At 32.9% G+C, this 26,396-nt stretch carries 24 protein-coding genes and 3 tRNA genes; 8 read left to right on the plus strand and 19 right to left on the minus strand.

The features are described 5' to 3' along the window. Nucleotides 1-2: 2 nt before the first annotated feature. From A9CBEGH2_RS06575 to gltX, 10 genes are all read right to left on the minus strand, one after another. Entirely contained in the window at nt 3-314 is a 312-nt protein-coding gene (locus A9CBEGH2_RS06575; protein WP_115715429.1) for a hypothetical protein, read from the minus strand. A 123-nt stretch (nt 315-437) separates the two neighbouring features. Beyond that, nucleotides 438-1,274: a PTS system mannose/fructose/sorbose family transporter subunit IID gene (locus A9CBEGH2_RS06580; protein WP_115715430.1), complete on the minus strand. Its 837-nt coding sequence runs from the start codon at nt 1,272-1,274 to the stop codon at nt 438-440. Nucleotide 1,275: 1 nt separating this feature from the next. Further along, a complete protein-coding gene (locus A9CBEGH2_RS06585; RefSeq protein WP_115715431.1) occupies nt 1,276-2,109 on the minus strand; it encodes a PTS sugar transporter subunit IIC in 834 nt (277 codons plus the stop codon). 66 nt (nt 2,110-2,175) lie between these two features. Then, nucleotides 2,176-2,667, minus strand: coding sequence for a PTS sugar transporter subunit IIB (locus A9CBEGH2_RS06590; RefSeq protein ID WP_115715432.1), 492 nt, complete (start codon nt 2,665-2,667; stop codon nt 2,176-2,178). A gap of 48 nt (nt 2,668-2,715) precedes the next feature. Further along, on the minus strand, nt 2,716-3,150 hold the full coding sequence (locus A9CBEGH2_RS06595; RefSeq protein ID WP_115715433.1) for a PTS sugar transporter subunit IIA: 435 nt from the start codon (nt 3,148-3,150) through the stop codon (nt 2,716-2,718). A 451-nt stretch (nt 3,151-3,601) separates the two neighbouring features. Then, on the minus strand, nt 3,602-4,144 hold the full coding sequence (locus tag A9CBEGH2_RS06600; RefSeq protein WP_118362078.1) for a hypothetical protein: 543 nt from the start codon (nt 4,142-4,144) through the stop codon (nt 3,602-3,604). Between the two features lie 69 nt (nt 4,145-4,213). Continuing rightward, complete coding sequence (locus A9CBEGH2_RS06605; protein WP_118362079.1) at nt 4,214-4,834, minus strand: CpXC domain-containing protein; 621 nt, start codon at nt 4,832-4,834, stop codon at nt 4,214-4,216. Between the two features lie 46 nt (nt 4,835-4,880). Continuing rightward, nucleotides 4,881-6,671 (minus strand): aminopeptidase P family protein, encoded by a 1,791-nt coding sequence (locus tag A9CBEGH2_RS06610; RefSeq protein WP_163104439.1) that lies wholly within the window; start codon nt 6,669-6,671, stop codon nt 4,881-4,883. Nucleotides 6,672-6,731: 60 nt separating this feature from the next. Beyond that, nucleotides 6,732-7,181: a PaaI family thioesterase gene (locus tag A9CBEGH2_RS06615; RefSeq protein ID WP_163104441.1), complete on the minus strand. Its 450-nt coding sequence runs from the start codon at nt 7,179-7,181 to the stop codon at nt 6,732-6,734. Between the two features lie 61 nt (nt 7,182-7,242). Further along, nucleotides 7,243-8,706: a glutamate--tRNA ligase gene (gltX, locus tag A9CBEGH2_RS06620; protein WP_115715438.1), complete on the minus strand. Its 1,464-nt coding sequence runs from the start codon at nt 8,704-8,706 to the stop codon at nt 7,243-7,245. 159 nt (nt 8,707-8,865) lie between these two features. On the opposite strand from gltX, the gene A9CBEGH2_RS06625 reads away from it, so the two are divergent. Then, a tRNA-Gln gene (locus A9CBEGH2_RS06625) sits at nt 8,866-8,941 on the plus strand. 272 nt (nt 8,942-9,213) lie between these two features. Then, entirely contained in the window at nt 9,214-10,836 is a 1,623-nt protein-coding gene (locus A9CBEGH2_RS06630; RefSeq protein WP_163104443.1) for a polysaccharide biosynthesis protein, read from the plus strand. A 67-nt stretch (nt 10,837-10,903) separates the two neighbouring features. Here A9CBEGH2_RS06630 and A9CBEGH2_RS06635 read toward each other — a convergent pair whose 3' ends face one another. From A9CBEGH2_RS06635 to A9CBEGH2_RS06645, 3 genes are all read right to left on the minus strand, one after another. Further along, nucleotides 10,904-11,803: an ROK family protein gene (locus A9CBEGH2_RS06635; RefSeq protein ID WP_118362187.1), complete on the minus strand. Its 900-nt coding sequence runs from the start codon at nt 11,801-11,803 to the stop codon at nt 10,904-10,906. A gap of 262 nt (nt 11,804-12,065) precedes the next feature. Next, on the minus strand, nt 12,066-12,659 hold the full coding sequence (locus A9CBEGH2_RS06640; protein WP_115715441.1) for a LexA family protein: 594 nt from the start codon (nt 12,657-12,659) through the stop codon (nt 12,066-12,068). Between the two features lie 246 nt (nt 12,660-12,905). Next, a tRNA-Leu gene (locus A9CBEGH2_RS06645) sits at nt 12,906-12,989 on the minus strand. A gap of 183 nt (nt 12,990-13,172) precedes the next feature. Here A9CBEGH2_RS06645 and A9CBEGH2_RS06650 point away from each other — a divergent pair. From A9CBEGH2_RS06650 to A9CBEGH2_RS06660, 3 genes are all read left to right on the plus strand, one after another. Continuing rightward, on the plus strand, nt 13,173-13,676 hold the full coding sequence (locus A9CBEGH2_RS06650; RefSeq protein WP_163104445.1) for an IS1/IS1595 family N-terminal zinc-binding domain-containing protein: 504 nt from the start codon (nt 13,173-13,175) through the stop codon (nt 13,674-13,676). A 78-nt stretch (nt 13,677-13,754) separates the two neighbouring features. After that, a complete protein-coding gene (locus A9CBEGH2_RS06655; RefSeq protein ID WP_232057329.1) occupies nt 13,755-14,168 on the plus strand; it encodes a transposase in 414 nt (137 codons plus the stop codon). A 102-nt stretch (nt 14,169-14,270) separates the two neighbouring features. Continuing rightward, on the plus strand, nt 14,271-15,869 hold the full coding sequence (locus tag A9CBEGH2_RS06660; protein WP_163104447.1) for a DUF1653 domain-containing protein: 1,599 nt from the start codon (nt 14,271-14,273) through the stop codon (nt 15,867-15,869). A 244-nt stretch (nt 15,870-16,113) separates the two neighbouring features. Here the strand turns inward: A9CBEGH2_RS06660 and A9CBEGH2_RS06665 are convergent. Both A9CBEGH2_RS06665 and A9CBEGH2_RS06670 read right to left on the minus strand, forming a co-directional pair. Then, nucleotides 16,114-16,189 (minus strand) — tRNA-Glu (locus tag A9CBEGH2_RS06665). A 160-nt stretch (nt 16,190-16,349) separates the two neighbouring features. After that, nucleotides 16,350-17,468, minus strand: coding sequence for a neurofilament protein (locus A9CBEGH2_RS06670; RefSeq protein WP_115715455.1), 1,119 nt, complete (start codon nt 17,466-17,468; stop codon nt 16,350-16,352). A gap of 282 nt (nt 17,469-17,750) precedes the next feature. Between A9CBEGH2_RS06670 and A9CBEGH2_RS06675 the strand changes: the two genes are divergently transcribed. Further along, nucleotides 17,751-19,493 (plus strand): IS1634 family transposase, encoded by a 1,743-nt coding sequence (locus A9CBEGH2_RS06675; RefSeq protein ID WP_118277053.1) that lies wholly within the window; start codon nt 17,751-17,753, stop codon nt 19,491-19,493. Between the two features lie 278 nt (nt 19,494-19,771). Next, entirely contained in the window at nt 19,772-20,989 is a 1,218-nt protein-coding gene (locus A9CBEGH2_RS06680; RefSeq protein WP_115715456.1) for a S1C family serine protease, read from the plus strand. A 122-nt stretch (nt 20,990-21,111) separates the two neighbouring features. On the opposite strand, the gene malQ is transcribed toward A9CBEGH2_RS06680, so the two are convergent. Further along, nucleotides 21,112-22,581, minus strand: a complete 1,470-nt coding sequence (gene malQ, locus A9CBEGH2_RS06685; protein WP_163104449.1) for a 4-alpha-glucanotransferase — start codon at nt 22,579-22,581, stop codon at nt 21,112-21,114. 140 nt (nt 22,582-22,721) lie between these two features. Then, nucleotides 22,722-23,213 (minus strand): PocR ligand-binding domain-containing protein, encoded by a 492-nt coding sequence (locus A9CBEGH2_RS06690; protein ID WP_115715458.1) that lies wholly within the window; start codon nt 23,211-23,213, stop codon nt 22,722-22,724. A gap of 171 nt (nt 23,214-23,384) precedes the next feature. Here A9CBEGH2_RS06690 and A9CBEGH2_RS06695 point away from each other — a divergent pair, with 171 nt between their 5' ends. Then, a complete protein-coding gene (locus tag A9CBEGH2_RS06695) occupies nt 23,385-23,894 on the plus strand; it encodes a flavin reductase (protein ID WP_163104451.1) in 510 nt (169 codons plus the stop codon). A gap of 46 nt (nt 23,895-23,940) precedes the next feature. Here the strand turns inward: A9CBEGH2_RS06695 and A9CBEGH2_RS06700 are convergent, their stop codons facing one another. Together A9CBEGH2_RS06700 and A9CBEGH2_RS06705 are read right to left on the minus strand one after the other, a co-directional pair. Continuing rightward, nucleotides 23,941-25,149, minus strand: coding sequence for an ABC transporter permease (locus tag A9CBEGH2_RS06700; protein WP_163104453.1), 1,209 nt, complete (start codon nt 25,147-25,149; stop codon nt 23,941-23,943). Then, complete coding sequence (locus A9CBEGH2_RS06705) at nt 25,146-26,060, minus strand: ABC transporter ATP-binding protein (RefSeq protein WP_118362011.1); 915 nt, start codon at nt 26,058-26,060, stop codon at nt 25,146-25,148. Before A9CBEGH2_RS06705 ends, A9CBEGH2_RS06700 begins: the two co-directional genes overlap by 4 nt. Between the last annotated feature and the right edge of the window lie 336 nt (nt 26,061-26,396).

Genomic DNA, 26,396 nt, shown 5'->3' on the forward strand with positions numbered 1-26,396 from the left:
CTTTATTTTAATAAGTCAATTTGTTTTAATAAATGTTTTTTCCCATTTCGAAAACTCATAGATGCCAATACACCAAACACTCCAGATAGGATCGCGAAAACTAAAGCAAGCCACTTCACAATATTCCTTACTATTTCCGGTATATTAGGAAGAAGTGCATCTTTCATCCCACTGAATCCCCAAAAAGCTACAGCCGCAAAAGCAATGCATAAAAGAAATGATATCTTTACCCATTTACCTAATCGACGCACTAAAATATTTTCCTGTTGAATCTGCATCTTTAGTTTTTCTTTTTCTTTTTTATTTAAAGCCATAAATGAAAATCTCCCTTCCTTTTTCTTATAACTTTGTATAATGAACTTATGTTATTATAAGCAAACTTATAAGAAAAAATCAACCCCACTTGGGAGGTAGGGCTGATTATTTCATTGCATCTATTATGCTTTTGGTGCTGGAGGAGTACCAAAGAATCCAATCAATGTACCTGCAATACCTACAATGATCATCAATAATAAGATTTTAATTGCAGAAATACCTTTTTTAGCCATTAGCCACCAGCATAGAAGCACAAAGCATAATGGCAATACTTTAGGTAAAGCACCATCTAATTTAGACTGTAATGTAACTGGATTTCCTTCAGAGTCATCCGCAATCTTAATTTTTGTCTGTAACCCAATCCAGCTAGCAGCCATAGCACCAACTACAACCTGCCCCATAACGATAACAGATTCACGAAGTGCTGTAGCCTGTTCCCCTACGATAACTTCTACCGCAGATCCACCTAATTCATAACCTTTATTATAAATCCATTTCTGGAACCAAGTAATAATCGCATTCCATACAACGATATAGAAGATAGGACCAACAACAGATCCACCTTCAGCAAGACCAATTGCGATACCTAACAAAATAGGAATTAAAGTACCAACGATCAAAGAATCTCCAATACCTGCCAAAGGTCCCATAAGACCGGCACGAATACCATTGATCATTTCATCATCAATATCATCAGCACCATTTGCACGTGCCTCTTCCAAACCAGCTGTGATACCTACGATAATAGTACCAATCTGTGGTTCTGTATTAAAGAATGGATAATAAGTTTCCATTGCTTTACACTGTTCTTCTTTTGTATCATATAGTTCCTCAATAATTGGAAGCATTGCCCACATGTAACCAAATGTCTGCATGTGTTCGTGAGAGAAACCAGTCAAGTTTCCATAATACCAACGCCAGAAGGAACCATTCAGAGCTTTTTTACTTAACTTTTTCATATTAAATGTCCTCCTCGTCGTCATCCATAGCAGAAACTGCAACACGACTGTTTCTTAGCATTGTAATCTGGTAATTGATGAAACCAAATGCAACACCAACTAAAGCAGCTGCGATTAATGTAAGACCCATAGAACCTGCCAATACGAAACCTAACAAGAACATGATAAGGTCTGTAGCCTTTGTAACAACTGATTTTAACAAGATAGCAATACCAACACATGGCAACAAGTTACCAACCTGAATCATACACTGTACAAAGATAGAATCCTGACTTAATTTTGTAGCCATTTCAGATACAACTGTTGAACCATAGTAGTTCAATAAAGTAACAGGAATAAAGGAAATTAAGAAGTGGCTGATTAATGGATATAAAGCATCTACTTTACCAACAACGTGTAAATCTCCCTTATCCAGTTTTGCCCATCCAATGTGCTGCCAAATTAAGTTCATCATAGCAGTACCATAGAACTGAGAAATACCAATAGTACCAGTAGCTGTTGCTAATGCTGAAGCGATACCTTTTGCTTCTTCTCCACCAAAGTCAAATCCAGCACCTTTAACAGCAACATAAGCCAGTGGAATACCAATATAAGAAACGGCACGCAAATCTGCTGCAACAGTTCCCCCCGGAGTAACCAATGCGATATAAATTAACTGCATTGGAATACCAATTTGAATACATCCAGATACGTCGTTCAAAATTAATCCTACGATCATAGAAGCGACCAATGGACGGTTTAATGTATAGTTACCTACAGAGGTACCTAAACATGCAATTGTTGATGCGGCTGTACAACTCATAATCCCAATAAGGATAGCCTGCAACCAAGTCATAGTAGTTCATCTCCTTTTCTCTAAACTTGTCTATATAACCCAATTCAATTACTAATTCTCCCAATATTAGTAACCAAATTTAGATCTGAATTTTGGCCATGAACCAATTGCAGTTTCTTTTAATAATGCGAAATAAACATCATAACCTGCATTTGTCATAGCTTCGCAAGCATCTGCTTCTTCCTGTGTAATTGATTGATTTTGTCCTAATTTTGTTGCCCCTGGACGATCGTTGCAAGGTCCAATAACAACACGTTTAACATCACTAGGTACAAATCCTTCATCTACTAAAATTTTCTTCATATCAATTGGATTTTTTGTAATCAAGAAATAACGTTTTTCACTTTTCAATACCTGTTCTTTCTTTTCAAGGAAGTGTTCCATTGTCCAAATAAACACTTTTTTATCTGTAGAAGCCTTGAAAGACTGTGCCAATACAGGTGTAGTAGCTGCTTTATCATTAACAGCGATAATTCCATCACATGGGAATTCCTTAGACCAACGTGTAACAATCTGACCGTGAATAATACGATCATCTACTCGAATAAAACTAATCATAATGTTTCCTCCCTATTATTTAATGTTTTACACATTTAAAACCAAATTTTATAAATCTTCATCGTCATCATCAGAACCGCCATTTACATTAAAATCACATAGTCCTGCATGACCTTCACTTAAAATTGTCTGTTTCAATAATTCCATATCATCAAAATTATCTTTCATTAAAACAGCTGTAACAGCCAGTGGCATATTCATTCCGGCAATAACAATTGTGTTCCCAATTAGTCCTTTTTCACTTAATACATTAACTGCATTTGTGAATGGAGATCCACTTAAAATATCTGCCAATAAAATGATTTGATCATCCGCAGTGATATTTGCAACTAATTCTGAAAAGTTTGCAGCAAACTGATCTGCATCCATATCTTCCTTTAGACTTGTACTCAGCACATCTTCTCTGTTACCAGTCATCATTTTTACTGCGGAATGTAATCCTGGAGCAAATTCGCCATGACTTACCATAACTACATATTTCATTGTATCCTCCTTCTGTAAGTTGTAATCGCTTACTTTATATAAAATATAATACTATAGATATTCCATCTTTGCAATAATTTTCCACTCTCTTTCACATAATATTCACGTAATTCACCATATATTCATATTTTTTCGTATACATAAATGCATATCTTCTTTTCTTGAAAGTCATCCCTTTCAGAAATCGTTTACATTATAAACCATTGTTCTTCAAAATGTAATTTACAAATGTCATCACTTTTATTTTTATAATTTTATTAATTTACCTATTTGATATTGTACACAGGTTTTAAATTTCACGTTTTGTATCACTTGCCACACTTACCTAAAAAATATAAAAACGGGATGTTTTTACTACAATAAAAACATTCCCGCTTCTTCATCACCAATTAGATGATTTAAAAAATATGATTATTAAAAATTATGGAATTGTACAAATTATATTTCAAAACTATCTCTTTGTTTTTTTACGTGCTTTCCATGCATCATATGCATCCGATAGCTGCATTCCCATTTTTCTTGAAACAACTACCTTCTGTCCATCATTCATCAAAACACGTACAACTCGAAAAAAAGTGCCTCGCTGTTCAAAATTCACTATTGATCGAAAGCGAAAGGTTCCTTCATCCACTTGAAATGCATCATGACTCAATATCATTCTGCGCTTAGATAAACCATCAAAAATCAATCCAACAAAAATCAAAATCAATGATATATACGCAACACGATACCAGTATAATTCCTGTATATCCGCTGTCATTTTGTCTCCTAACAAAAACATAATTACCAGTGTTAAAATACAAAACGATAATATTGTACACAAAAGCATTTGCTGATTCACAAATACAAGTTCATCTTTTTTATGAAGACGAATAAAATCTGCTCTGGCTTGCTGGCACTTCATAAAGTTTTGGACATTTTTCCAAAATAAATAGACCATATAGCCTATAATAACAACTGTCACCGTTATTTTAATATAGGGCTCATTTATCATATCACTTTCAACCTCTCTTTTCTTGAAAATATTATACAATATTTATACTGCATTTAAAAGTTACGCTTGTCATTTCTGTTTCAAGTTCTTTTTTTGAAATTGTATCGCCCACTCTAAATCTATGTTTTGATAATGCTCATGATCATCCTTTGGAAGAATATTTAAAATATTATCATAAATTTGCATATGTACAGCCATCATTTCTTCCCCTTCTTCTGTTTTTACCTTAAACCATATCGATGATTGTTCCTTTTCACTATCAAAATAGGTTATACAAACAGGATGTTTCTCCTGTTTCCTTAGGTGTAAAAGCAGCTTTAATTTCATTATCGCAATAGCACGATCATCATAACCATCTTCTAAAATTTTCATAGTTTCTTTTATTTTTGTTGTATTATCAACATATCGCTTGCAATATGCCTTTTCTTGATATAAAAGATGATCTGTATCTTTTTGATCATGTTTTGCTTTTATAAATAAAATATATCGATACTTTTTCTCCACAAACAAACAAGGGTGCAGAAAATCTATTTTATTCTTACAACAGGGGCAAATGGCTGAAAAATAAGTTTCATCTATCAGCTGTTTTTTCAAGTATGGTTCAAAATCAGATAAAATCAGTGTTTCACTTTGTTTATGTGTCTGATACCCACAATTTCTACATGTTAACGCTACATAGATAGATTTCATGTTTTTACCCCCTAAAAAAGAAACTGTCTTTTACAGACAGTTTCGCTTAAATAGCTCTAGTTGCATGTTTCAGCCATTCTTTTTCTTCATTGTTTAAATATGGAGACACAATGTCATATACTTTCGCATGATATTCATTCAACCATGCAATTTCATATTTTGTCATATACGCTGTGTCAACCCCATCCAAATCAAATGGTACAAAGGTAATTGGTTCTAAATACATGAACTGTCCGTATTCGTTCTTTTCTCCTTTACGAACAATCATTTCATTTTCATGACGAATTCCATGAGACCCTTCAATATAAACACCAGGTTCATTTGACTGAATCATACCTTCTTCTAATACACAGCTGTCATTTCTTTCAGGAACAATTTTCCAGCGGAAACCATTTGGTCCTTCATGCACATTTAACACATGACCAATGCCATGACCTGTACCGCATTTATAATCAAGATTTAGATCCCATAATGGTCCTCTTGCCAAAATATCCAAATTCATTCCTCTACATCCATATAGGAATTTCGCTTTTGATAAAGCAATGTTAGAGCGAAGCGTTGTTGTGAAATGGAAACGAATTTCATCACTAATTTCACCTAACACAAATGTACGTGTAATATCTGTAGTTCCATCTAGATACTGACCCCCACTATCTACCAAAAGAAGACCTTCTGGCTGCAGCACGTAATTTGTTTCTTCGGTTGCACTGTAATGCATCATAGCACCATGATCTTTATATGCAGTGATAGTATTAAAACTTGGTTCAATAAAGCCATCCTGCTGTTTACGTAGATTCAACAAATATTCGGTAGCACTTATTTCACTAATTTCTGTTTTCCCAATATTAGTTTTCAGCCAATACATAAATTTTGTAACTGCCACTGCATCTTTTATATGTGCATGAAGTGTCATTTTCTGTTCAACTTCATTTTTCATAGCTTTCATCATCTGTGAAGGATTTGGCATAGATACAATTTCTATACTTTCTTTTAATGCAGAAGTAATTGCATAATTCACATAATTTTTATCAAGCATTACACAACTTGCATCTAATGTCTTTACAAAAGAATAGATGGCATTATACGCATGTATTTCAATATTATTTTCTTTTAGATTCTTATAAATCGCATCATCCAGTTTTGTTTCATCTACAAACAGGTGTGCCTTTTCTTCTTCAATAATCAAATAAGAAAGCATAACTGGATAATTTTTTACATCGTTTCCACGCATATTTAAGATCCATGCAATGTCATCCAGTGTTGTAACAATGTGACAAGAAGCTTTATGTTCCTTCATTACTTTTCGAATATCTTCCAGTTTTTCCTTCGTACTTTTTCCTGTGTATTTTTCTTCTAAAAAGAAACCTTTTTCCTTTGGAAGAGCAGGACGATCTTCCCAAATCATTCCAACCAAATCTTCTTCACATGAAAAACGAATTTCTTTTCCTTCCAGTTTTTTAGAAATGCGTTCTACAAGTGCAGTATTCATCGTACGACCATCAAAACCAAGACAATCCTTTACATGCAAAGTATTTTTTAGATATTCATCAATTGATGGAACACCTTCTTCTCCCATTCGCATTAGTTCAATAGTTGATCCTTTTAACTGATTTTCTGCCTGAATAAAATATCTTCCATCTGTCCATAAAGCTGCTTTATCTTCACATACCAGCAAAGTTCCCTGTGAACCAGTAAATCCAGACATATAAGCTCTTGCCTTAAAATGTTCTCCTACATATTCGGTTTCATGAAAATCGGATGTTGGTATCAAATAAGCATACATTCCTCTTTCTTTCATCAATGTTCTTAATGCTGTTAACTTATCTGTAATTTTCATAGTATTACTCCTTTTCACTTACTTTTTTATTGTACTCTTTTTTTTACCAGTTGCCTATGCCTATTCTTTATTTTGTTTTAAATTTATCGCATAAGAGCCATGGGCATTTACATAGCAAGAAGAATCTTTTATTAGAGAAACAAACGCTCTTGCCTGCGCAATGCGAGAACCTGCATGATCACATATTGCCTCTACCAATACCTCATCCCCTTCTTTTATTGCTTTTATAAAACTTACGGACATTTGTAAAGTAGGTGTTGCTGCAGCATTACTGGATGCATAGCAAACACATCCCATCGCAACATCTGCCATAGCACTTATAATTCCGCCATGAAGTGTTTGATATGGATTTAATTCCCATGTAGAAACTGTAAATTTGATTACGAGCTTTTTTTCTTCAGAATTTATAGATACAAGCTGCATCTGCAACATTGCATTTATCGTATCTTTCCTATTTTGTCTTTGCTGAATAAAATAAGAGACCCTTTCTTCAAACAGTGTTTTTTCCATGATTTTTACCTCTTTATAATAGAAAGAAAGGATACAACAATGTCATATCCTTTTCACTTTTTTATTCCTGTACTTCTTTTTCCAGTTTTTCAATACCGATTGCAATACGGCGAAGTGTTTCTTCTTTTCCTAAAATATGTGCAATTTCAATTGCTCCACCTGGTGTAAATTGTTTTCCTGTAATTGCAGTACGAACTGGCCATAAAATCTGTCCATTTTTCATTTCCATTTTCTGTGGCAAAGATAATAATACATCATGTACACTTTCTTCACTTGACCAGTCATTTAAGGAAGACAATGCTTCCTGTGCTGCTTTTAATGCTTTCAATGCAATTTCATATGTTGTTTTCATTTTCTTATGAATATACATAGCATTATCATAAACTGGAAGTTCATCAATAAAATCAATACTTTCTGGAATGGAAGTCAACACATCTGTACGAGGCTGCAAAATTTTCGCAACTGCCAGCATATCCACTGGACGATGAACAGATTCTTCAATATAAGGTTTTGCCAGTTCATAGAACTTTTCAATATCCATAGCACGTAAATACATTCCATTCATCCATGTAAGTTTATCAATATCAAAGATTGCTGGTGATTTTGAAATACGTTTGATATCAAATACTTTAATTAACTCATCTAATGTATAGATTTCCTGTTCTGTTTCCGGAGACCATCCAAGCAATGCAATGTAATTTAAAATTGCTTCAGGAAGATAGCCTTTTTTCACTAAATCCTGGAAGCTGGCATCCCCATTACGTTTGCTTAGTTTATGCTGTTCATCCTTCATAACTGGTGGTACATGAACATAGGTTGGAATCTCCCACCCATAAGATTCATATACCAGATTATATTTAGGAGTTGATGATAAATACTCATTCCCACGTACAACATGTGTAATACCCATCTGATGATCATCAATGATATTAGCAAAGTTATAGGTAGGATATCCATCAGATTTTAATAAAACTGATTCATCAAGTACATTATTATCTACTTCAATTCTTCCATACACTTCATCATCAAAATAGGTTTCTCCACCATGTTTAATTGTCTGACGTACAACATAGCTTTCTCCATTAGCTATTCTTTCTCTTGCCTCTTCTTTGCTGATATGTTTACAAGGATCATCATATTTAAAAGAAATACCTAGAGATTCTGCTTCTTTACGCTGTTTTTCAATATCTTCTTCTTTACAGAAACAATAATGCGCCCCACCTAAATCAACAAGCTCATCTGCATATTTTTTATACATTGGCAATCTTTCAGATTGAACATAGGGTCCATATTCTCCCCCAACATCCGGTCCTTCATCATGATGTAAACCAACCTGTTTCATTGTATCATAAATAATATCCACAGCACCTTCGACCAAACGCTCCTGGTCTGTGTCCTCAATACGTAAAATAAAATCTCCGCCATCATGTTTTGCAATCAAATATTCAAACAATGCAGTACGAAGATTCCCAATGTGCATATATCCTGTTGGACTTGGTGCAAATCTTGTTCTTACTTTTTTCATATCCTTCATTCCTTTCGCATGTATAATAATATAATAAAGAATAGGGTTTCGCAATATCCTTATGTAAAACTAAGAAAAAAATTTTTATTTTTTTATTTTTTATGTTGACAAAAAGATATGTTTAGAGTATTATATATGCGTTGCCGCTAGATAAAACATTGGGGTATAGCCAAGCGGTAAGGCACCAGACTCTGAATCTGGCATTTCCTTGGTTCGAATCCAAGTACCCCAGCCATATAAATATTGAAGCCTTTATTTAAAGGCTTTTTTTGTGTTTTATAATAAATTCTCCGCAAAATCTGGAGCAAATTCTTGCCTTCTTTTCAAAGAAAAAGCACTCATCCTTATGTATTGTTTTAATTCCATACTCTTTTACTTACCTTTAATATATCGAGGTAAGCTTTTACATTTTAAAATCACAGAAAAGAATTCAATTAATAGAAATCTTATATTCATTCTATAGTATAATAGGAACAAAGAAAACATCTTATAAAAGGAGTTTACAAAATGAAAAGTAAAAAAGATTCATTGCTGGTGGGTGGATTCATTAGTACTGCTGGTATTTTTATCACAAAATTAATCGGGCTTTTTTATATGATCCCCTTTTCCCAGCTTATACAAGATAAAATGATTTATTATTCCATGCCTTTTAACGTGTATTCTTATGTTTTGAATATTGCGACTGCTGGATTTCCATTCGCAATCGCTTCTTTAGTTGCGCGCTATTATAATAATAAAGACTATCGCACAACGCTCATGATCAAAAATTTATCAAGAAACATCATGATATTATGCGGATGTATATCTATGTTATTTATGATCTTATGTTCAAATGTGATTTCGAACATTCAAATAGGAAAAGAACATGCATATCTTCTAAAGAACTCTTATATTTTATTATCCATTGCTTTATTTTTTGTTCCCGTTTTAAGTGCTGGAAGAGGATTTTATCAAGGTTTAAAAGAAATGGAAATATATGCAATATCACAAGTTTTAGAACAACTTATACGCGTTGCCTTTCTTTTAGGTGCAAGTGCTATTGCTATTTATGTTTTTCATTTAAATTCTATATGGGCAGCCTACTTTGGTGTTTTATCCACTGGAATTAGTGCTATAGCTGCACTTCTTCATTTACATTATTATGATCGTAAAAAAATGAAGCATCTAAAACAGAAAGCAAAGGAACAAACAGCAGATACATCTCACACAAAATCAGCTTTGTTAAAAGAATTGTTTCATATGTCTTTTCCTTATCTTCTAATGGCTGCGCTTGGATACAGTGATATGATTATAAATTCATTATTTTTAAACAAAGGGCTAGCCGCGTTTGGTTTTGAATCTTCGCTGATTGAATCTATTAGTGGAAGCATTAATGGTCCTATTCAAAAACTAATGTCAATTCCCATGGTATTAGCACTTGGTTTTTCTGCAGCTATTATCCCTCACATCAGTATCCATTTGGCAAATAAGGATTGGGAAAATGTAAGAAAGAATATAAAAGAATGTTTAAGCTCTGTGCTTTTCTTTGCTATCCCTTTATCTTTTTGCTTATTTGTATTTGCTAAACCTATATACTATGTTATGTACGATGGAGGAGAATTGCTTCCCATCTATGCAGATATATTAAGATGGTATGCTTTAGAAGCATTCATCAATACGATTTTACCTATTTTCAACGCCTTTATGATGGCAGGCGGTCTAATGCGTCTAAATATACGTAATTTATCTATTTTTACCCTTATCAAACTTTCTTTAACTTATCCATTCATTGCCTGGCTAGGTTATAGTGGTTCCGTCATTTCAACAGTAATTGCCGCATTAGTTACAATTTTATTAAGCATGTACGCTTTACACAAACATTTCCACTATTCCTTTCATGAACTTCTTCCATCTCTTGTAAAAATACTGCTTTGTTCATTTGGAATTTACATAACCTCTTTGCTGTGTATACAAATAGGATTAAAAGGATATGATTCATCACGATGGATTTCTTTTCTACAGTTAGGTATTACATGTGTGATATCCATGATAGTTTATATCCTCTTATCTTGTGTTTGTAAGCTTCCTCAAACAATCTTTGGTATTCATCCCTCACAGCTTATACATCAATTAAAACATAGAAATAAATAATTAATTCAAAATAAAAACTATATAGAGATATGAGAAATCGCATATTCTATATAGTTTTTTATCTAATTTATTTAATATAAGCCATTGGAAGCATAGCTGCTCCAATAAGTCCTGGTTCATCAAGCTGTGCCTTCGCAAATTTGACATTTCGCATTCCTGGGAACACCAAACTACGATAGCGTTCAACAACATCTTCAAAGAAATGTTCACTTGATTTCATGACACCTCCGCCAATAACAAAGATATCCGGATCAACAACAAAAGCAATGCCACTTAATAATCTTGCGAAATCATCTTTAAAATTTTCTACAAGTTCTTTTGCTTTTTCATCACCTTGTGCAGCAAGTTCAAACAATTCTCCTGCATGAGCAATTGGACGCTGCAATGCTTCACTTGCTTTTCTTGTTAAAGCAGGACCACTCATTTCTGATTCTGTTGCTCCTGTGTTTAATCCTGCTCTAGCAGGACGATGTGGATCTAGAATCATATTTCCCACTTCTCCAGCATGTCCATTTGCTCCGGCAATCAATTTCTCTTCTACAACCAAAGCACCACCAACACCGGTAGAAACAGTTAAATAATATACAATACGATTGTCTTTCCCAGCTCCCTGCAAAGCTTCACCTAAACCTGCAACATTTACATCATTATCCATAAAAACTGGTTTATTAAAATGTTTTTTAAAACGATCTGCAATTGGATAGCCGATTAAATCAGGCAAGTTATTTGATACAATTATTTTCCCTGCCTGTGTATCAATAGGACCTGGTATTCCTAATCCAATTCCCTCACAGCTTTCATAATCATCCAAAGAAGCAATCATTCTTTCAATTTTCGATAAAATATGTTCAGGCCCTTGTTTTGCTTCTGTTTCCTCTTTTAGAACCTGTAAAACATTCCCACTTTCATCTACTTTGGCAACACGAACATTTGTACCACCTAAATCTACACCAATATAAGTTTTCATAGTCTCCTCCTTATAATACAAAGAATAATCAACATAATTATATCAAATTCTTGCTATTTTGTATTATGAAACAACAAAAACTCTAATAAATAAAACAAGATATGATAAAAAACACACTTTATTTATTAGCATTATTTCGATAAAACACAACACCTTTTTACTTTCTATTTTAATTATATAAGCTTTCTCATATAACCATATTGCAAGATAACTTCCCAAACAAAACAATAGGATTTAAAAATGTACTTGATATGAACGTCTATTAAACATAATTTTTACTAAAAAGTACTTTACCTAATATTTTTAAAGATGCATCTTTGGCCTGTTTTACAGTAAAATGTCTATCTTCTACTTCTGGATTTTCCGCAGAAAGCACAATTTCATCTTTTAATTTTATAAACCTTTTAATCGTTACCTCATCATTTAGCGAAACGACTGCAATATCTCCATTATTCACAGAGCTGCATTGTTTCACATACACAAGTCCACCATGAACAATTCCTGCGTTGATCATTGAATTTCCTTCAACCTTAAGAAAATAATCTCCTTTTCGATATTCCTCCATTGAAACACTTTCTTCTCCTAAATAGTTTTCTTCCAAAAACATATCATATCCAGCTTTCGCAATACCTAAAATAGGTCTTTTCATAGTAACTGCATCACCAGATAATACTTTTTGAATATCGAAACCAAGAATTTGACTAATGTTATAAGCCGTTTCATCCTGTACACTTTTCACTTCACCACGAAGCCATCTTGCCACTGTATTCGGTGTTACCTGAAACCTTTCTGCTAATGCAATATTGGAAAGATGAAATCTATTCTTATAATCTCTAATAATTTCATGCAGCTCCATAACATCACCTCTAACAAATTATACATAAAAATAAAAATAAAGAAAAGTTTTAAAAATTTCCTCTTATAGAGTAATTACCATCAAATGCAAAAATTGTGGACATTTGCTGCAGAAATAGTGGACATTTTTCAAAATCGAGGCATTTTCCAACAAAAAAAGCATCTCGAAAGTCGAAGATCTCAAAAATATAAAAAAAACTCTCAAACCCTTTATTTAAAGGCTTTAAGAGCTCATTTCAATCAAGAATGGTGCGGGTGAAGGGACTCGAACCCCCACGCCGAAGGCGCCAGATCCTAAGTCTGGTGCGTCTGCCAATTTCGCCACACCCGCATTCTTTTTTTAACAAGTCTTACCGAACTTGCTCATATATAATATCATAGCATTTCTATAAATGCAACTACTTTTTTTAAAATTTTTCGCTTAATTTAACCAATGGGTACCTAAATATGACTTCTTACATAAATAATGTAACAAATAGATATATGATTATTTCAGAAACAGGAGGAACAATCCATGAAACAATCAGAATTATTAAAATCTATTGCTGCTTTAACACCATACCAAAAGAGAAAATTAGAAATCTATGTTATTGATGCTTTGAACCTTAATGAAGAAGACAGGGATTTGAAGCCAAAACGCTGTCCATATTGTGGCAAGGAATCCAGAATGATCAAGAAAGGGTTTAAAAACGGGAAACAGCGTTATATGTGTAAAGATTGTAGTCATATCTTCACTTACAATTCACACACAATTACAATGTACTCCAAAATTGAAAGAAGCATGTTTAAAAAAATCGTATTAGATACATTAAGTTTTGTTTCCGTTAAAAAGACAGCAGCCGACTTGGACCTCTCTGTCCCTTGTATATTTGAAAATCGCCATAAAATCCTTTGTGCACTGGAAGTATTGCTGGACAGCGAAAATATGAAATTAAGCGGAACCATAGAGATTGATGAAACTTTTGAACTTGAAAGCCAAAAAGGGTGCAGGAAGATACAAAGAAAAGCCCGCAAATGAGGCGGGCCATCATCTTATAGAGGATTATCTCATGAACAAGTCTGTATCGTTACCACAACAGATAGAAATGGTCATGAGATATTCAAAGCAGTCGGTTATGGAAAACCAACCAAGAACAGTATACTAGAAAACTTCCTAAAAAATCTAGACCCAAAATCAATTATTTATTCCGATGGAGCATTTTGTTATGATGAACTGGCCAAAAAGGCAAACTGCAGTCTTGTACAATTAAAATCACATTTGTCATACAACACCGTAGAACATATCAACACAGTGAACAGTATACATTTGCTAATAAAAGGTCAATTGATTGCATACAGGGGTATCGCAACAAAATACATGAATCGATACATGAGCTTGTTTGTATTTGTTCGTAGATTTCAGGAAATGGATGATAATGAAAAACTGCCTATCATCTTACGAAGATTGAAAGATTTAAATTTTACCATAACAAGAAAATCTTTAAAAACATATAATTTGCTTTATATTTAAAGGTTCATTTGTTATCTAGGTACCTTTTTGTTAAATTAAGCGAAATTTTTTTAATTTATATTTTCACCACTAACATGCTATACTTTATCATGAGGTGAGATCATGAATGACTGGACTAAGAAAGCTATATTTTATCATATATATCCTTTAGGATTTTGCGGATGTGAACAATATCATCAAGATACCATTACTCCCCGCATTCATAAACTAAAAGACTGGATTCCACACTTTAAAAAGCTCCACATTAACGCATTATATCTTGGCCCTGTTTTTGAAAGCTTTGAACATGGGTATGATACTAGTGACTATCGTAGTCTTGATCACAGGCTAGGCACAAACAAAGACTTTATAGATGTATGTGATGCTTTACACGGAAATGGAATACGTATTGTTTTGGATGGAGTTTTTAACCATGTAGGAAGAGACTTCTGGGCATTTAAAGATGTACAGCAGAGAAAAGAAGCATCTCCATACTGCAACTGGTTTTCTAATTTAAATTTTAACTGTCCAAGTCCTATGGGAGATTCTTTTACTTATGATACGTGGCAAGGGCATTATAATTTAGTAAAGTTAAATCTTTATAATGAAGAAGTCATACAATACCTGTTAGATTGTGTTAATTTTTGGATAGACACTTTTGCTATAGATGGACTTCGACTTGATGCTGCGGATTGCATCCCCTTTTCTTTTTTTCAACGACTACGGCAATTCTGCAAACAAAAAAAAGAAGACTTTTGGCTAATGGGAGAAATCATTCACGGTGATTACAACCGATGGGCAAACAATGAAATGCTTGATTCTGTTACAAATTATGAATGTTATAAAGGACTCTATTCATCACATAATACAAAAAACTATTTTGAAATTGCATATTCTTTCAACCGACAGTTTGGAAATGACGGTATTTACAAGAATCTTACTCTATACAATTTTGTAGACAATCATGATGTTAATCGACTTGCCAGCACCTTAAACGATAAGAACGATTTATTCAACACATATACTATGCTTTATACTATGCCTGGCATTCCTTCTATTTATTATGGAAGCGAAATGGGTATAGAGGGTATGAAAAAGAATGGCAGTGATGCCGCATTACGCCCTTGTATCGAGCTTGACAAACAAATACAAAATACAAAACTAACAAAGCATATAGAAAAACTTGGACTTTTTAAACAATCACTTCCTGTTTTATCCTTTGGTGATTATCAACAAGTTTATCTCACAAATGAACAATTCGTTTTCAGCAGAACATACTTGCAGCAGCATTTTTATGCCGCCTTCAACACTTCTGAATATGATGTAGAAATTCATTTTACCTGCAAAGAAAAAACTTTATTAAATTTATGGGATGATACTATTTATAATCCAGAAAATGATACCCTTACCCTTTTTATACCTTCCAAAAGTTCGCTTCTTCTTATTAACGATAAACATTCAGATGTACAGAAAACAACTAACCAAAACAATACAAAGCCATCACAGATAACATCCATACCAATAGGTTTATATGAGCATTTTAAAGGCAAACAATATCGTGTATTGCATATCGCAAAGCATTCAGAAACAGAAGAAGCATATGTAGTATACCAGCAAATGTATGGCAACAAAGAGATTTGGATTCGTCCTTTATCAATGTTTATTGAAACTATTGATAAAAACGGAGAAAAAATACCGAGATTCAAATATATAGGAGAATAGTATCCAAAACGGATACTTTTTTCATACACATATACAAAACAATCCTCAATATACCCTTAAAATATATCTGCGATTTATCCAAATACCTTAACACAAAGATTCAACAAGCAAAATCCACCATTATATGAAATCATTTCAGGATTTAATTTTTTCCAAATTATGATCACCATCATTTTTCATACCTATAAGATAATAAAAAAAAATCATACAAGAACATTTTCTCGTATGACTTATATAATTTACATGGTGACGCGTACGGGATTCGAACCCGTGAATGCATGCGTGAAAGGCATGTGAGTTAACCGTTTCTCCAACGCGCCACTTATTTTTTCACCAGCTTTTCGCTTGGTGCCTGTATATAATACCATTGACTTATCATACTGTCAACACATTTTTTAAAAAAATATAAAAAATTATTTTGCTTATTTTCCTGCAGATATTTTTACAAAAGAAAAGCACCTTTTCAGATGCCTTTCTCTACTATTTATTTATAATATCCATTATGTTTTGATAGTATGTGTATCGTCCATCAACAAACTGTAAAGATTCATACGCTAAACTTTTTGCTTTATTCAAATCAATCGGTTCATATACAGAAGCAAAACGATAATAGATATAATCTTTAATCTGATTATCTCTTAAAATATATCCATAGCATTCATCACCATGTTGGAAATCTCCATGCTTAATATATAAATCCGCTACATCAAGAAGAATATTCAGTTGATATTTCGTATATAAGTCTGAATATTGGGATAACACAGCAAATGCAAAATCTTCATAAAATTTTACATCATTGTATTGCCATCCAGGTAAAATATCATACGCCAATTTAAAGAAATGCTGCATAAACTGATCAATATCACTTCCTAATAGCGAACCAACTTCTTCTGCAGTGGAAATATGCTTTCTTTGTCCGATCATCAATATTTTTTCGCATACTCTAAATTCCTTTAGATACTGTGCAGAATTAACTTCCACATCCTCTGTCATGTTAAACTTAACACATTCCCCTATCTGTTTCTTTATTTCTTTAAAATCTTTTGCCTTGATATCCATTGTATCTGCTACTTTGTTAAGAGTAACCATAACTAAGTCTTTATCATATCCATGTTTATCAAAATCATAGTCAGCTTTATCTATCCCATTTCCTTCTATGATATTTTTCTCAATAATCTTTACATCGGGTTCATCTAGCAGGAAATGTGCATAATCTTCATAGACATGATGAACATTCATTGCCTGCAATTTAGAAATACATTCTTCTAAACTCCATGATTCATAAACAGATAGTTTTGCTTTTTTCGTTGTTTTTTTACTTGTTGTTTTTTTAACTGCTGCTTTCTTTGTTGTTTTCTTTACTTCTGATTTTTTAGAAGATGTTTTTTTCGTTGGTGACTTAACACCTTTTTTCTCTTCAATTTTTTCCACTTGTTTGACTGCTAATTTTTTTGGTTCTTCTTTTGCAGCAATTTTCACCGGTTCTTTCGAAGCCGTTATTTTTTTTGGTTCTGGTTTTGCCGTAATTTTTTTCTGTTCTTCTTTCCCATTGTTACCTTCTGCTTTCACAGTCATTGCTTTTTTACTCTTGTTTGCCATTTTTATCAGCCTCCCTATATTTTCTATATTAATGTAAATCGAGATAATACGGAAGATAGTACTATATATACCAAACTCATTATAGCACACTTCTTTGTATTAGGAACAAAACTCATGATATAAAAGAGAAAATGTTTCACGGGAGTTTGACACATATAAAATTTCATAAATTTACTATGGCGCTTTAAACAGGCGCTTTTCTTTTACTTTTTTTGTCAAATTTTATGTTCTATTATGTGCTATATTGTGCTATATGTGTTATTATTATATTGGGTGATGAATATGTACGTTGCAATCAATGGCACTGGCAATTCCAAAAGCATTTATATTATGAGTTCTTATCGCAAAAACAATGGTAAAACTTCTAGTCGCATTTTTAGAAAGCTTGGTCGATTAAATGACCTGCTTCCTCAATTTGATAATAATGAAGAAAAATTATTGGAATGGGCTCGTTCTGAAGCTAAAAAGGACACTTTATCCCATCAACAGGATACTGCACCTGTTCTCATACCTTTCTCTAGCGACAAAAAAATCAAAAAAAATGAAGTTTTGTTATTTAATGTTGGCTACCTATTCCTTCAATCCATCTGTTCCAATCTTCATTTTGACAATATTTGTCGTAATATTAAGAATCATCATAAATTCGAATATGATATCCATCGCATCCTCTGCGATCTTGTCTACGCTCGTGTTCTATATCCTTCCAGTAAACGCTCTTCTTTCTCTTTCGCTCATTCTCTGCTGGAACAGCCAAAGTATAAATTACAGGATATCTATCGTTCCTTATCTATATTGGCCGAGGAATCTGATTACATACAGGCGGAAGTTTATCGAAATTCTAACTTTCTTCATAAAAGAAACACAAAAGTTCTTTATTATGACTGTACGAACTATTACTTTGAAATCGAACAAGAAGATGAACTTAAAAAATACGGAAAAAGCAAAGAACATCGTCCAAATCCTATCGTAGGCATGGGGTTATTCATGGATGGAGATGGTTTCCCTTTAGCTTTTGATATCTTTCCCGGAAATCAAAACGAACAGAAATCCTTGAAACCATTAGAACATAAAGTTATTCAGGATTTCGACTGTTCCGAATTCATCTACTGCTCAGACAGTGGACTGGCATCACAGAATAACAAACTGTTCAATGATATAGGAGGAAGATCCTATGTCATTACACAGTCATTAAAAAAATTAAAGAAAGAAGATAGAGATATCGCTTTAAATACGAAACAATATCGAAAAGTAGGAAGCAGCACATTCATTGATTTGAAAGATCTTGATGAAAATGACCCAGAGGTATATGAATCCATCTATTATAAAGAAGTACCTATAGAATCTAAAAAGATATCGGAAACTCTTATCGTTACCTATTCTCCAAAATATAAAGCTTATCAGGAAAAGATAAGACAAGGGCAGATAGACAGAGCAAAAAACATGATAAGTAAAAATGGAAAAATCAAAAAGAATAGAAAAAATCCGAATGATCCAAGCAGATTTACAAAGAGGACTTCCATCACAGCGAATGGAGAAGTAGCAGAAGAAGAAATCTACGAAATCGATCAGGAGGCTATAGATAAAGAAGCAATGTATGATGGTTTCTATGCGGTAAGCACAGATATGGAAGGTGATGTAGCGGAGATCATCGCTATCAACAAACGCAGATGGCAGATCGAAGAGTGCTTTAGAATAATGAAAACGGATTTTGATGCACGACCAATCTATCTGCAAAGAGAAGACAGGATCAAAGCGCATTTCCTGATTTGTTTCTTGTCCCTTCTGATATATCGAATATTAGAATATAAATTAGAGAAAAAATATACATCTGAACAAATAATAGATACATTGAGAAAGATGAACGTAACAAAATTAAAAGAAGGATTAGGATATATACCTTCTTACACACGAACAGATTTAACAGATTTACTGCATGAGTTGTTTGGTTTTGAAACAGACAGAGAAATAATAAAACGATCCACAATGAGAAATATTATCAAATACACAAAAGAACATCATATATAGCACAATTCGTTACAAAGACAAAAAGTGCAAAAAAGCTTAATTCTAAAGTCTTTAATGCACTTTTTTCGCTTTCTAACTGTCAAAGACGAGATTATAGCACACTTCTTTGTATTAGGAACAAAACTCATGATATAAAAGAGAAAATGTTTCATTTTTTTCAACAATTTTCATCTCTCTTAATCAAATATTGAAAATTTAAGACAAATTTCACATATTTTTGAAATTTTTTTGAGATAATATATAGGTATAATACATAATGTATTTAAGGAGGTACCTATATGGAGGAACAAAACATATACAATAATGATGAGAATATAGATGCGAGCTTTAACAGTCAACAGCACGCAGAAGCAAAAAAAGGTTCTAAGAAAACCATGCTTGTTTTATGCGGATGTTTTATTTTAGCTGGAATAGGTGGTTTTGGAGGAACAATGGCTGCCTTATCTCTAAATGGAGGAACTGGTAGAGCTGTCTTGTATCAGTCTGTAACAAATACAGAAAATGGATCTGATAAAGGTTCTGTTGATGCAAATGCAATGAGTGTCAAGCAAGTAGCGGATGCTACCGCAAACAGTGTGGTTGAAATTCAGACAGAATCTGTTTCTACAAATCCATTTTTCCCACAAGCTGTTACATCAGGAGCAGGTAGTGGTGTAATTTTATCAAAAGATGGCTATATCGTCACAAATAACCATGTTATTGAAGGAGCAAGTAAAGTTACAGTAAAAACAAAAGATGGTAAAAGCTATAATGCTGACTTTGTTGGTACAGATAAAACAACAGACTTAGCAGTTATTAAAATTAAAGCAGAAAATTTAACACCTGCTGTGCTTGGAAAATCAGCAGATTTGGAAGTTGGAGATGTGGCTATTGCCATCGGTAATCCACTAGGGGAACTTGGCGGTACAGTAACCAGCGGTATTATTTCTGCCTTGGATAGAGAAATTAATGTAGACAATCAAAGCATGCATTTGCTGCAGACAAGTGCAGCTATTAACCCTGGAAATTCTGGCGGTGGATTGTTTAATGATCATGGAGAATTAGTTGGTATCGTAAATGCGAAATCTGGAGGAGAAAATATTGAAGGATTAGGATTTGCTATTCCTATTGACCATGCAAAAACTGTTATTGAAAATCTAATTGAAAATGGATATGTTAAAGGAAGACCTTCTTTAGGTGTTGTTTTACAGGCAGCAAGTACGATTAACAGCGACAAAGAAAATGTATATATTGCTGAAGTAGAAAAAGGAAAAGCTGCTGATAAAGCCGGATTGAAAACAGGCGATCAGATTTTAAAAGCAGATGGAAAAAATGTTACTTCTATTTCTGATGTAAAAGAAGCAATTGATTCTCATAAGGCAGGAGATAATATGAGTTTTACAATCTTACGTGAAAACGAAACAAAAGAAATTAAAGTGAAACTTGGAGAAGCTGATACAACACAAACAGAAACGCAATCCTACCAGAACAATACCATCCCATTTGGAAATCAATAAACCATAAAATAAAATTTCACAATATATAAATATAAAACCTAGATGATTCACGATTTAATACTGAATCATCTTTTTATTTACCTGTATACATAACAAAAAACTTATCATTTCACTGATAAGTTTTAACGTTTGCTATCTTTGATCCATTTCCCAAGGGCAGGAAGAAGAGAATAAAATTCCTTTAGATTTTTTACCTTCCATTCCCAGTTTGGCGAACCAATTGTTCCCGGTGTATTTAATCTTCCTTCCTTTTTTAAACCTAAAACATCCTGCAAAGGAATGATTACTGTAGAAGCATTGCTGTCCAGACAATAACGAATAACTAAATTATGAAAATTTCGATCATCATATCCACAATTGTGGAAGAATCTTCGTAATGCAATCTTTTGATTTTGTGTCAAATCCAAATAAAATCCTTCCAAAGTATCATTATCATGTGTTCCTGTATATAAAATCACCTCTTCTTTACGTGATTTTTTTAATAATTTAGGCTGCATTTCAAATTGAATCACATGCATTCCTTTCAAATGATAAAAGTCTCTAAGTTTTAATACCTGTGGCCTTAAATCTCCAAGATCTTCCGCAACTAGATGAATATCTGGAAAACATTTATACACTTCATCAAAAAAATCATAGGCAGGCCCTAAAATCCATTCTCCTTCTACCGCTGTTGGACAAGATGAGGGAATTTTCCAATATGTATCAAAAGCCCTGAAATGATCCAATCGGATAATATCAAACTGCTGTGCATTCCATGCCAAACGTTTCATCCAAAAATCATAACGATTTTTTTTCATAATGTTCCAGTCATAAATTGGATTTCCCCATCTCTGCCCTGTTTCACTGAAATAATCAGGAGGTACACCTGCAACAAAAGACGGATATCCATTTTCATCTAATAAAAATTGATTCTTATACTGCCACACATCTGCACTATCCAAACCCACATAAAATGGTATATCACCTAAAATCTTTACATGATGCTTTTCTGCATACTTCTTAATATCATTCCACTGCTTATAAAAGATAAACTGCAGGAATTGATGATACTTAATTTCATCTTCTATATCCTCTAAAGAAAGTTGTCGACTATCAATCCAATCTCTTTCTTCCTTTTTCCATTCCTGCCATGGCTTATTTTCATTTTTTCTTTTTAGTACGATAAACACAGCATAAGGATATAACCATTCTGCTGTAGAACAAAACAGCTGGTATTCTTTCTCAAACTGATGAAAATTCTTCAAAAAAATCTTATATGCTTTTCTAAAATAAGGCTCTTTAAAAGCTCGAACCCCTTCAAAATCCACCGCATCACTGAATTTATTAAAATTTCGTACAGAACTTTGTTTTATTAATCCATAATCTGCCAGCGTGTCTAAACTAATGTAAATTTCATCACCTGCAAAAGATGAATATGGCTGATACGGTGAATTCCCATAACCTGCAGGATTCAATGGTAAAATTTGCCATATATGGATATTTTGCTTCGAAATCGCATCAATAAAACGATACGGATGTTTACCAAAGTCCCCTATTCCCTGATTTGAAGGTAATGAAGATATTGGCATTAAAATTCCAGCTTCTCTTTTCATAGATACCTCCTATTTATATAAAAATAACTTTACAAAGAAAATGAAAGCGTTTTATGTTTATAACAATATTAACACATTTCTGATAAAAAGTACATTTTTATAAAAAAAGGTCTTTTCTAGAAAGACCTGAAACGTGAAGCTTATCCACGCATGCTAATATGATAAGAAAGCAGATTTTTCAATAATTCAATAGATGCATACATCTGTTTTTCATCCATCGTCTTAATAACCCGAAAACTATCTAAAAGCATTTCCTGATCCAGATTATATTCTTCACTTAAATATTTTGTCCAGCGTTCTGCATCTTCTTCTACCTGCTGAACAGATAAAATTCCTTCCGAAATAACAACACAATGAAAATCGTCGACATCTACAGGAACAGCCCACTTTATCAAACCTGCATGACAGGAATAAATACTTTCTGAATCAATTTCTCTTGCATTATTATAGTTTTCATGTGTACAGCGCTCACATTCTGCCAAAGCCTTTGCAGATACCTTTAAGCACTTACAAAAATAATTCCTTTCAGAAGCACTCTGAATAACCGTATTATCATATAAAACATAAGAACGCAAACCAGTAATGCGGCGATAATCATCCATAGCGTGCTGTACAATTTCTTTCATTTCCATATCAAAGCCTCCTCGCCTATTCTTTATATAAAATATAGCATATTTAAGTAAATATTTCCATATTTCATAAAAAACCGCTTTCTTTTTACATTATTTTATATTTTTATTCATTATTGCCTACACTATCTTCATATATTATAATGTTCTTAGTTAACAAAGGAGAGATATAAAATGAAACTTATAAACATAGAACCAGAAAAACTACATGCGGATTGTTTTACCATGATAGGCAAAGAATGGATGTTGATTACAGCTGAAAAAGATGGAAAAGTGAATACAATGACCGCTTCCTGGGGTGGTATGGGTATCTTATGGAATAAGAAAGTTGCCTTTATTTTCATACGTCCACAGCGATATACAAAAGAATTTGTAGATGCTACATCCCACCTTTCACTTACTTTCTTTGATGAAAGCTATCGTAAGCAATTATCTTATTTAGGAAGAGTTTCTGGTAGAGATGAAGATAAAATAAAAAATGCAGAGCTTCATGTAGCCTACAAAAACAATATTCCATATTTTGAAGAAGCAAATACTGTAATACTAGGAAGAAAGCTATATATGCAGGAAATGAAGGAAGAAAACTTTCTTGATAAAGAAATCTTAGCTAAAAATTATCCAAATATGGACTTGCATACAATGTATGTCATTGAAATCGAAGAAGTATTTACTCATCAACAATAAAAAGAGACAGTTTCTTATCAACACCAGTAAGAAACTGTCTTTTCTTTTATTTTTTAAATAGCACTTTTTTTAATTTTAAATGATTGCCATAAGATAATGTTCCTCTTCGATATAATTTTGCACCGATAAATCCTACACATAGTGTTGTGATCGCTAATAAAAGCAAAGAAATTATAACTTCAATAAACGAAACACTTCCTAATGCTACATTGACAAACATACACATCCATGAAGTAAATGGTATATAACATACAATTTTAGCGAATAAAGTATCGGGTATCTGCAACGTAACCATACTGATTAGAAAAACTGCTACAATAAACAATTGCAATGGCAATGTTGCTCCATTTACCTCTTCTACTTTCGAACACAACGCACCAATTGCTCCAAATAAGAAACTGAACAACAAATACCCCAATATACCAAACATAGCAAATGTCAACAATACAGAAGATGGAATATTTAAAAATCTATCTAAAGAATAGTTCCAGCTTTGTGCATTCCAGCTATAAGAAAGCAGGAAAGAGCCAACCATCAAGGAGGTCTGTATGATCCCTGTAATAGCACCTGCCATTACTTTCCCAAAAATCAACGCATTAGAAGAACAGCTCGTTGTTAAAATTTCAATTGCACGATTGCTTTTTTCAGTTGCTACTCCAACTCCAATCTGATTTCCATAAATTAAAATCATCATATATAAAAGTAAAATCAAAACATAAGTATAAAAATAATTACTTTTTCCATCTTTACCTAATACCTGTGTTTCAGAAGCAATTGCTGATTGATAAACCTTTTGTACCTTATTAACATCATACCCTAATTTTTTTAATTCACTTGTTTGAAAATTTTGTTTCATCATACTTTCAAATCGTGAAGAAGTCATATCATTTAAAGATGAATTTTCTACATAATATACAAATTCTGAAGAATTTCTAATTTCAAATCCAGCATCCACTTTGCCATCTTTAACTTGATCTTTTACTTCAGATAAAGAATCTACAAACTGTATTTCATATTCAGGAAAGCTTTGTTGCATCAGTTCTTGATTTTTTAAAACATCCATTTGATCATAGACAAGCATCTTTTTCTCTTTTGTAACTGCACCATTATTATCTTGCCCATCATTTGAAATAAAGCGTGGCAGTGAGAAAAGCACAATTGCCCCAAGCATTACAATAATGGTAGAAATTAAAAAAGATTTTTTAGACAGCATCGTCTTTAATTCAAATCTTAGTACGATTAAAAATTCTCTCACTTGTCATCACCTGCCTTATCAACAAAAATATCTGTCAAAGATGCCTCATACAAATAGAAGGCTTCTAACTCTATATCGTGTTCCATCATCTTTTTTAATACATCTTTTCTTTCTACATGATTTTCAAGCTCAACGATAAACTCATTTCCATTTTGTTTATAGACATGCAAAATTTGAGAACATTCTTGTTTTAGAAAAGACGAAAACTCATGCTCTGGTATGCCTGCTCGAAGTACTATTCGATTTTTCCCATACTCTTTTTTTATTTGTTTTACGTTTCCCTGCAGCACAACATCTCCATGATGAAGAATTATGATATCTTCACAAAATTCTTCAACATAATTCATTTGATGTGAAGAAAAAATAACAAGTTTTCCTTTCTGAATCTGCTCCTGTACAACTTCTTTTAAAATTTGAGAATTTACTGGGTCCAAACCAGAAAATGGCTCATCCAAAATAATAAGATCAGGATTACAGATTAATGTTTGAACAAGCTGTACCTTTTGTTGATTTCCTTTACTTAAAGTATCCAGTATTCGATTTTCATATTCCTCTATTCCCAATCTTTTTAACCATGCTTTTACATTTTGTTTCGCTTCCTTATGAGATAAACCTCGAAGCGAAGCCAAATAAATTAATTGTTCACTAACTTTCTTTTTAGGATATAATCCTCTTTCTTCTGGTAGATAGCCAATATTAAAATCTTTCGCATAAAAAGGTTTTCCATCAACAGTTATTTCTCCCTTATCCGCCTTAAAAACGTCCATTAAAATACGTATGGTTGTTGACTTCCCTGCACCATTTCTCCCTAATAAACCAAGTGCTTTTCCACTTTCAACCGAAAAGGATACCCCATGTAAAACTTCATTTCCATCAAAGCTTTTATGTAAACCTTTCACTTCTAAAAACATAAAATCCCTCCTCTTCTTTTTATAAAGCATATAGGATTCACATTCAAAATGCAATATAACATTAACTAGATATTCAAAAAACTGCACTTTAAGAAAACTCTACCTATTTTTAAAAAAAGACAATTTTAGAAATCTTAAAACTGTCTTTCTTTATTTATTTTATCTTTAAAGTATTTTATACAAATTCTTTTTCACCATACATTCTCCTCGTATAAACGTTTTTCTAATTTTTCCTAGAATCTTTCTTTTCCTCTTTTCGGGCTTTATATATCTTATTTCTCAACGGAATACCTCCACAAAGCAGTATTACTACAGCCAATATTGTAAAATCCATAA

This window comes from Amedibacterium intestinale (genome assembly GCF_010537335.1).
In the GTDB taxonomy this organism is placed as follows: domain Bacteria; phylum Bacillota_I; class Bacilli_A; order Erysipelotrichales; family Erysipelotrichaceae; genus Amedibacterium; species Amedibacterium intestinale.